8 protein-coding genes are annotated in these 8,955 nt (G+C 42.2%); all 8 read right to left on the bottom strand.

The annotated features are described in order from the left end of the window. Positions 1-618: 618 nt before the first annotated feature. Positions 619-2,643, bottom strand: a complete 2,025-nt coding sequence (locus tag IIB39_09220) for a S9 family peptidase (GenBank protein ID MCH8928881.1) — start codon at positions 2,641-2,643, stop codon at positions 619-621. Between the two features lie 461 nt (positions 2,644-3,104). Next, entirely contained in the window at positions 3,105-4,295 is a 1,191-nt protein-coding gene (locus IIB39_09215) for a S8 family serine peptidase (GenBank protein ID MCH8928880.1), read from the bottom strand. A gap of 258 nt (positions 4,296-4,553) precedes the next feature. Next, positions 4,554-4,838, bottom strand: a complete 285-nt coding sequence (locus IIB39_09210) for a hypothetical protein (protein ID MCH8928879.1) — start codon at positions 4,836-4,838, stop codon at positions 4,554-4,556. Between the two features lie 104 nt (positions 4,839-4,942). Beyond that, positions 4,943-5,338, bottom strand: a complete 396-nt coding sequence (locus IIB39_09205; protein MCH8928878.1) for a DUF393 domain-containing protein — start codon at positions 5,336-5,338, stop codon at positions 4,943-4,945. 80 nt (positions 5,339-5,418) lie between these two features. Continuing rightward, positions 5,419-5,718: a heat shock protein HspQ gene (gene hspQ, locus IIB39_09200; protein ID MCH8928877.1), complete on the bottom strand. Its 300-nt coding sequence runs from the start codon at positions 5,716-5,718 to the stop codon at positions 5,419-5,421. A 28-nt stretch (positions 5,719-5,746) separates the two neighbouring features. After that, positions 5,747-7,147, bottom strand: a complete 1,401-nt coding sequence (locus tag IIB39_09195) for an NAD(P)(+) transhydrogenase (Re/Si-specific) subunit beta (GenBank protein MCH8928876.1) — start codon at positions 7,145-7,147, stop codon at positions 5,747-5,749. Continuing rightward, positions 7,140-7,430 carry an NAD(P) transhydrogenase subunit alpha gene (locus IIB39_09190; GenBank protein ID MCH8928875.1) on the bottom strand — a complete coding sequence of 97 codons (291 nt, stop codon included), beginning with the start codon at positions 7,428-7,430 and terminating at the stop codon, positions 7,140-7,142. Before IIB39_09190 ends, IIB39_09195 begins: the two co-directional genes overlap by 8 nt. Then, complete coding sequence (locus IIB39_09185; GenBank protein ID MCH8928874.1) at positions 7,430-8,617, bottom strand: Re/Si-specific NAD(P)(+) transhydrogenase subunit alpha; 1,188 nt, start codon at positions 8,615-8,617, stop codon at positions 7,430-7,432. The genes IIB39_09190 and IIB39_09185 overlap by 1 nt, the downstream gene beginning before the upstream one ends. Positions 8,618-8,955 lie beyond the last annotated feature (338 nt).

Here is an 8,955-nt window from a genome sequence, read left to right as displayed (position 1 = left end):
GGGATTCAAAACATCAGTGCCGACTGCATTCCGAAACTTATCCGGATAAAGCTATTTATCTTCTTGATGTTTTGAGAAGACCCCTGAAATTACACCGATAGATATTCCTTAACGATGCCTCTTATATCAGGGCAAAGGGGATACTACTAAATGATAAGTGGAGCGAATGCCCTCTTTTCTATAGAGGTATAGACTTGAGAAGTCTCTACATCTCTATTAATAATTGATCTGTGGATATTTCTAACTTGTACGGTTTTCTTTATTATAAACTTCTGTATGATCTGACTCAGACTGATTTTTTCAGATTGTAAAGATCTGTGTGCCTCTTTCGGATCATAATAAATAGGCAACAGGAATAGCACCAAAGGAATAATTATCCCGTATAATGCCAATCTTTCCAGCAATTTCACAGGTCCCAGGCTGTCATAATAAAAGAAATTACATATTGAACGATAATGTCTCATGTTTCTTACTTCCCCTTTCCGTTCAGGAGATTACTATGTTACTTAAAGTGAGTAACATCAAGTTAGCGGGTTTCAACTTGGAGTCAAGAGATTTGTGCAATATTTAGCTGATTCTTATTTAAAGTATTTTAGTGTATTATTTTCGTATTGCTCATTATTCCATCCCGAACACTTTAAAAAGAAATCCGTAAATATCAGACTGCTCATCAATAATTTTTGAGGTGGGTTTGCCGGCTCCATGACCTGCCTTTTTCTCTATCCTTATGAGAATGGGATTGCCGCCCTCATCCGCTGCTGCTTGCAATGTGGCAACAAATTTCTTGGAATGTGTCGGTACGACTCTGTCGTCCGTATCGGCTGTAGTAACAATTATCGGAGGATAGACCGTACCTTTCTTTACATTATGCAATGGCGAATACTCATAAAGAAATTTAAAATGCTCGGGGTTTTCCACAGCGTTGCCATATTCTCCCGTCCAATATCGCCCTACAGTCCACATTTGATAGCGAAGCATATCCGCCACAGGTACCTGACAGACAACAGCTCCGAACAGCGTCGGTTCTTGAAGCATAACCGCTGCCACAAGCAGACCGCCGTTACTTCCGCCCTGAATCGCCAGCCTGGATGAGTTAGTATAACCATCGCTGATCAGCCATCTTCCCACGGCGATAAAATCGTCAAATACGTTTTGTTTTTTCTCCAGCATTCCGGCTTTATGCCATTCCTCTCCGTATTCGCCTCCGCCACGCAATACCGCATAAGCATATACACCACCATTCTCCAACCATAAGATTTTTGATGTACTGAAAACCGGAGTTTTATTTACGTTGAAACCTCCATACGCATACAACAGAGTCGGGTTGTTCCCATTTTTAACCAATCCTTTTTTATGCGTCAGAAACAGGGGTATAAGCGTTCCATCTTTTGATTTAACGAATACCTGCTTCGTTAAATACTCGTCCTGATTAAAGTTGACTTCAGGTTCTAAAAATTCTTCGAACGACTCATTTGAAAAATCATATCTGTATATTGTTTTCGGAAAAAGAAATGATTCGAACGAAAGGAACAGTTCGCTGTCAAATTGTTTTGCGTTGATGATTTTAACGCTTCCCGCCGTAGGCAGCTCCAGATTTTTAAGATAGTTTCCTTCGATGTCAAAAATCTTCAAAAGTGCATGAGCGTCGCGCATATATGAAACAACAAATTTATTGTCCACTAAAACTGAGAAATTTATCACATCCGCCTCTTCAGGAATCAGTGTTTTCCAGTTTTCCGGCTCGGGATTATTTAAATCGACAGCAATAATTTTACTTTTAGGCGCATCTTTGTTCGTCTGAATATAGAGCGTATTGCCAACACTGTTTATCGGATTATACTCTGCATCTGCTTTATCGAACAATTTTATAAAGTCGCCATCCGAGTCCATCTCCCGGTAATAGATACGATTATTGCTTGCCGAACCGTGCCATACCCATAGCATAAGATACTTTCCGTCATCCGTGCTAAATGGGTTAAATCCATATTCAGGCTTATCAGGCCGTTCGTAAATCAATTCATCATTGTTTTGTGAAGTTCCTAATTTGTGATAATATACTTTGGAGTTATAGCTCTCTTGCCCCGGTTCTACAGTGGCGGGGTCAGGAAATCTATTATAATAAAATCCGTCGTTGTTGGAATTCCAGGCTATTCCGGTAAATTTAGAGTATTTCAGTACTTCGTCAAAATCTACTCCTTCGTCGATTTTCCTTATTGAAATTTCCTGCCAGTCACTACCGCTTCTTGATACTCCGTATGCAAGATACTTTCCGTTTGGACTGTAATGCTCAGATGACAGCGCCGCTGTCCCGTCCTCACTTAGCTTGTTCGGGTCAAGCACAATTTTAGTTTCACCATTTAAAGTCTCTCGAAAATATATTACAGCCTGATTCTGGAGTCCGTCATTTTTAGAGTAGAAATATCTGCCGCCTACCTTTTGGGGAACTCCAAATTTTGTATAATTAAAAAGCTCTGAATATCTTGCTTTAAGTTTCAGTTTAGCGGGGCTTGAATCAATAAAATCTCGTGTAATCGCGTTTTCTGCATCTACCCAGGCTATCACCTCTGCATCCTCGGAATCACCCATCCAATCATATGGGTCCGGGACAGGTGTTCCGTGAAAGTCATCTATTGTGTCTGACATCCTTGCCACAGGATAGACGATTTTATTTTTGCTGCCGGAGCTTTCATCGGATACGGTTTTCGCTGTGCATCCGATTAATAACGCAAGAGAACTGAATAAAATGGGGAAAAGAATTTTATACTTTGAAGTAATCTTTTTGATCTTGCCTGTTTTCATTATCAAACCTTTTTAATTTATTGTTGGCATAAATTTAATTCAAACCCTGATCTAATCAAGCGTTAAATGCGTTCAGAGATGATGACTATTTAAGCTGCAAGCAGCCGTTCGCCCTTTCCATCCTTATTTTATAATAGGCAATGCTCGAACAGGTTGCCCCGTGCCTTCTCAGAAGCAATTTATCAAAAGATCTCGATATAGTGAATTTCAGATAATAGCATACTGTGCTATGACTGACGTTTATAAACAGTATTTGGACTTTAAGCCCGGCACAACCTTTGAAGTAAGGTTACGATATAGGGGAGTTATTTATGCGCTATAGGATCCGGGTTTCCATCTGGATCCTCTTTTGCATTTCCATCGCTGTTTATACTGCCCAACAGAAGTAAACCTGCAACATGAGGAGCAGACATTGATGTACCGCTAAAGGTCGTTGTACCCCCTCCTTTCTTAGTCGAAAGTACAGAAACCCCAGGTGCAGCCCAATCTATCGGTGGGTTTCCCCAGTTACTGAAAGAGGCATAAATATCTGAGCTGTTTATTGCGGAGATAGTGTAAACATTGGCATGATTAACTCTCGCCGGAGAAAAGTTGTTCGCATCGGCGTCACTATTACCGGCCGCAAGTGAAAATTGTACCCCTAAGCCTGCCGCATTCAATATCGCTGAATCCAAAGCCTCAGAAGGAGGCCCGCCTAAACTCAGGTTCGCAACATCACCAACTTCAGCGGCTCCAGCTACATAATCAACTCCTGCGATAACCCATGAATAAAATCCTGAGCCTGAGTTGTTCAAAACCCGAACTGCTACTACACTGGCTCCTGCCGCTACGCCTACTACGTCAATATCATTATCAATTGCGGCTACGGTCCCGGCAACATGAGTTCCGTGCCCATGCCCGTCATTCGGCGAGTCTTTGCCCCTTGTAACAAAATTTACGCTTCGTTCGACGTCAACATTTAGATCTTCATGCTTAAGATCGATACCGGTATCTATAATCCATGCGGTCTTACCAATACCGCTACTTGCTCCGCCGACACGTGTTATTCCCCACGGTGTCTGTTGCGGTTCCGGGCTGTCGTCCTCCTTTGGCGGTTTGCCCTTATCAGCTGGTTTGCCGAGGGAGATAACCCTATCCTGTTCCACTATGGCGATCCTTGGATCTAATCTTAGTTTATCGGCAGCATTTTTTGATAGAGTTGCTGTAAATCCTGATATGGCATACGAATAAATCCTGCCAAGTAATTCAGATGATAATCCATTATCGGCAAGGATATTCTTTGCGAGTGATGTCATCTCTAACGTTGACTTTCCAAGCGCAACGTCTTTCTTGTTCATAACGATAATGTATTGACCTTCAACAGGAGTTCCACTTGGGAGTATTTGTTCTGTAGCTTCAACGTTTTCAGTAGTCGGTTCGGAAGGTTCAGAACTATATTCGCATCCCACTGTTACTAACAAGATTAAAAGAACGAAGAAAAGGAATCGATTAAGCATAGCTATTACTCCATTGTAAAGAATGTATCACAAAATTTAATAAATTGATCTAATCTTTGATTCGGCACTTAAATACTCCCTTAGATTACCTATTTCGTCATAATATAAACATTATTTGACACATGTCAAGATTATAAGCTCAATATTTCCGCAATATATGCGCATTAAGAATATATCTTAAGGGCGCTAAAAAAAACACTTTTTAAGACTTTATTACATATTGCGACAAATATAATAGGAGTTATCTAAACTTAGTGTTTACAGTTTTTCAATTCTGATTATTTCGATTATACGACCTTGCATACAAATAGAAGCCATATCGGTTCTTTCTATGAAAGTAAATTTTACTTTTAGACCTTTTGATTTAAATTCTTCATCCAAATTAATTGGTTCATACTTAATACCTTCTTCACTGACTATGAGCCAGCAAAACCCAAGGCTGACCGTCCCCTTCTCTCCCCAATTTTTCTCCTCTTTAGTTATTTTGGAACAGCTTATGAGCAGTGCGAAGCTAATAACTATAATGACAAGTTTACTTTTCATATCTCTGCTTTATTTAAATCTGTACCTCACTCCAACAATGCATTCTTGGCATCTGCCATTTAACTGCTACTGAAATCCAAGTAGAGTTACTTCAATTTGTAGTTTTACAAAAGAGTAAACAAATAGTTTCCAAAGAGTTTATGGATCCTATCTCTGTTCCGTGCTACTATTCTGTAAACCCATTCCCAGATAGGATTAAAAACGCGGGTGTGATTGTAAATCCAGCTTAATACTCTCAGCGGCGACCTGGAATGTTCTATCACCTTGAAAGCTGCGGAAGCGCCGCCGTAAACCCTGCCTTCAGGATATATTAATTTGATTTCTTTTTTGAATTCTTCGATGGAAGTATCTCCGTAATTATCGGGGAGTTCACTGTACGGGACAAAAGTAATCTGCTTTTCGGTCTTTTCGTACCATTTCGATGCCAATCTTCTGCAAAAACCGCATTTGCCGTCAAAAACGAGCAGCGGTTTTTGTTGAGATTCAATTAAATTAGGCAATGTCAATTTTGATTTCAGCTTATTGTTTTCGAAGTTATCACCGTAATCAGATCAATTCGTATTCGCCAGTTGACTTACGGTCAATTCAAGCTCACTTTGAAATACCTGCCCTCATAGTATGACAAGAACATTTGAATAACCATCGGATGTTCTATCTTTTTACCCGTAAGGTCGAGTTCGAGATTGTCTTCGGCTACGTAAGTCTCGCCGCCGCCGTCAACGAGGACATTATACCACGGTTGGCTTCGGTCCGGCTGAGTCTTATTGCGGTAATACCATTCGTCATCCGCTTTACATGATCCATCGGAGTGAAATATAACGCCGTAATAATCATACCGTTTATGATGGACTACGTGTCCTATTTGAAATTTATTCGCCATCGATATTTGCTACAATCATAAAAATATATTAAGCTTCTTTTAAAGCAGTTGTGAGCTCTGTTGCCATCTTCTTCGCGTCGCCGAAAAGCATCAGACAATTATCCGCCGCGAAGAGAGGATTTGCAATTCCGGCGAATCCCGGACTCAGGCTCCGCTTTATGATTACAACCGTCTGAGCTTCGTCCACATTAAGAATCGGCATGCCTGAAATGGGAATTGTTTTGTCAGATTCTCTTGCAAGAGGATTGACAACGTCATTGGCTCCGATCACCAAAACCACATCTGTTTGACGAAATGTGGGGTTTATTTCATCCATATCTTTGAGCTTTTCGTAAGGGATATTCGCTTCCGCTAAAAGAACATTCATATGTCCGGGCATTCGTCCTGCAACGGGATGAATGGCAAACTCAACTTCCACACCTCTGGATTCAAGCAAATTTGCTAAATCCTGTACGGCATATTGAGCCTGTGAAACTGCCATTCCATATCCGGGAGCAATAACCACCCGCCGGGCGCCTTCTAATACCATTGCCACTTCCTCAGGTGATGCGGATTTTACTTTACCGGCATAGATGTCATCCTTTTCTTCTTCCGTAACAGCTACCGCTCCCACGCCGGCAAAAATAACATTGGCAAGGGAACGATTCATTGCTTTACACATGAGCGCGGTCAGTATAAATCCGGCAGCTCCAACAAGCGAACCCGCAATAATCAGCACACTGTTGTTAAGTACCCAACCGTGACCGGCGGCAGCCAACCCTGAATAAGCATTAAGCAATGAAATTACTACAGGCATATCCGCTCCTCCGATGGGAATTACCAAAAGAACTCCGAGAACCGAAGCAACTCCCACCAATATCCAAAATGGCATTGAAATAGAAGGATCGATCACCAGCCAGACGCTAAGAGCAATGCTTATCAAGACCAGCATTATGTTAATCACATGTCTCCCGGGAAGCAAAATCGGTTTTCCTTTGATGATTCCCTGAAGCTTAAAGAAAGCTATCGCACTGCCTGTAAAAGATACGCCGCCGATTAGCGCTGCGGAAACAGCCGCCAAAGAAAATTGCACATCTATAGCCTCAATGAAATTCCCCCCGAGAGCTTCCTCGAATGCCGCTCCCACAGCAAGAGCCGAAGCGCCGCCGCCAAAACCGTTGAAAATTGCCACAACCTGCGGCACGGCTGTCATCGGAGAGCGGTAAGCCATAACAGCGCCGACGAGAGCTCCCACGACTATTCCGGCGATTATTACCTCAAAACTTATGATTCGTCTGTCCAAAAGAGTTACTACTATAGCCAGCAACATTCCGAGCGCGCCGAGGAAATTACCCCGTACCGCTGTTCGGGGATGTGAGAGACCCTTTAAGCCGAGGATGAACAGTACGGCGGCTATAAGATAGAATAATTCTATAAATTCTTTAGACATTATCCTCCTTCCGGTGGAACATTCCCAACATTCGATGTGTCATCAGAAAACCGCCAACCACATTTGCTGTCGCCATAGCCACTGCGATAAATCCCAAAACCGTAGTAAAAGTTGTCAGCTGCATTCCTGATGTCACCAACGTGCCCACTAATGTTATTCCGGAAATAGCGTTCGCTCCCGACATTAGTGGTGTGTGTAAGAGAGGCGGCACTTTGGTAATTACTTCAAACCCTACAAATAGAGCTAACACGAAAATCGTCAATGCAGCTACGAAAACTTCCATTAGGAATTACTCCTTTCATCTTTTGATTGTGATTCCGACATACCAAGAAGCTCTTTCACGCGCGGATTAACCACCTCGCCCCTGTACGTAAGCAGAGTATCCCTGATAATTTCGTCATCCATATTTATGTTGAGTCCGCCGTTTTCCACTAAGATATTAAGAAAAGCCGTCAAATTTTTCGCATACATCTGGCTGGCATGGTGAGGAATCGTGGAGGCTAAATTCTCTGTTCCAATTATCTGTACTCCATACGCTTCAATTGTCTCTCCTGATTTTGTGAGTTCGCAGTTGCCGCCACCCTCTGCCGCTAAGTCAACTATTACCGAACCGGTTGACATACCCTTCACCATCTCCTCAGTGATCAAGATCGGCGCTTTTTTACCCGGTATTAAAGCCGTTGTTATCACCACATCGCTTTCCGCTACAACCTGCGTCATCATTTCTCTTTGACGACGGTAAAATTCCTCATCCATAGCTTTTGCGTAACCGCCCGATGTTTCTGATTCTTCCGTATCCAATTCCATTTCCACAAACTTAGCCCCGAGACTCTCTACCTGTTCTTTTACGGCGGGTCGCACGTCATAAGCGCGTATTACAGCTCCAAGACGTTTCGCAGTCGCTATCGCTTGCAGTCCGGCAACTCCCACTCCGACTACAAAAACGTGAGCCGGAGTAATGGTGCCGGCAGCGGTAATCATCATAGGGAATAGTTTATTGAGCGCTTCTGCGGCAAGAAGAACAGATTTATAACCCGCGATTGAAGCCATTGAGCTTAACACATCCATCGGTTGCGCGCGGGCAATCCGCGGAAGTAACTCAAGAGCAAAAGCGTCAACTCCGATTGCCGCAAGTTTCTGCGCATATTCTGGAGACCCCAGCGGATTAAGCAATCCTATAATAATCTGGCCGGAGCGCAGCAAATTAATGCTATCAGAGTCCGCCTCGAGATTGGCGCCTAAACTATTCACACCAAGGAGAACATCAGCAGAGGAAAAAATCCCGGCTCTATCGGAAACCAATTTCGCGCCCTTATTTTCATAATCTGCATCGAGATATCCCGCATTCTCACCGGCTCCCTTTTGCAGATAAACTTCTATTTCGAGTTTGAGCAATGCGGGAATCACCGCCGGTATTAATGCTACGCGTTTTTCATTTGGATATGTTTCGACTGGAACTCCAACGATCATTTAAGCCTCCAATGTAAACTCAGTTTGAAAATATTTTGTCACATTAGTTTTATGTATCGTAATTGTCAGATGTTAAGTATAAGTATTAAATATGAAAATAATGATAAAATATGAGCATTGATTTCATAGAGTATCCCGTGTACCATATTTTTAATCTCCGCCATTCTCAAAACTACTCATTGCTTGCTCAAACGCTTCGATTCTCACGAAGATACAAGAGAATTGTTTGGATTTCACTTATATATTCGCTCAATCCTTATAAGTGATTGCTCTTTTTGGAGAGAAATTCTATATTACTTTTCACGCCGGAGTAAAAATAATAATTACTGCTATTAGAT

Source organism: Candidatus Neomarinimicrobiota bacterium (genome assembly GCA_022573815.1).
In the GTDB taxonomy this organism is placed as follows: domain Bacteria; phylum Fidelibacterota; class SORT01; order SORT01; family SORT01; genus JACZTG01.
This window is presented reverse-complemented; position numbering and strand designations above follow the sequence as displayed.

What these genes read in the sequence shown, in the direction of transcription:
- IIB39_09195 (MCH8928876.1), bottom strand. Translation starts at nt 7,147, where the DNA reads ATGTCTAAAGAATTTATAGAATTATTCTATCTTATAGCCGCCGTACTG.
- IIB39_09185 (MCH8928874.1), bottom strand. Translation starts at nt 8,617, where the DNA reads ATGATCGTTGGAGTTCCAGTCGAAACATATCCAAATGAAAAACGCGTA.
- IIB39_09210 (MCH8928879.1), bottom strand. Translation starts at nt 4,838, where the DNA reads ATGAAAAGTAAACTTGTCATTATAGTTATTAGCTTCGCACTGCTCATA.
- hspQ (MCH8928877.1), bottom strand. Translation starts at nt 5,718, where the DNA reads ATGGCGAATAAATTTCAAATAGGACACGTAGTCCATCATAAACGGTAT.
- IIB39_09220 (MCH8928881.1), bottom strand. Translation starts at nt 2,643, where the DNA reads ATGTCAGACACAATAGATGACTTTCACGGAACACCTGTCCCGGACCCA.
- IIB39_09190 (MCH8928875.1), bottom strand. Translation starts at nt 7,430, where the DNA reads ATGGAAGTTTTCGTAGCTGCATTGACGATTTTCGTGTTAGCTCTATTT.
- IIB39_09215 (MCH8928880.1), bottom strand. Translation starts at nt 4,295, where the DNA reads ATGCTTAATCGATTCCTTTTCTTCGTTCTTTTAATCTTGTTAGTAACA.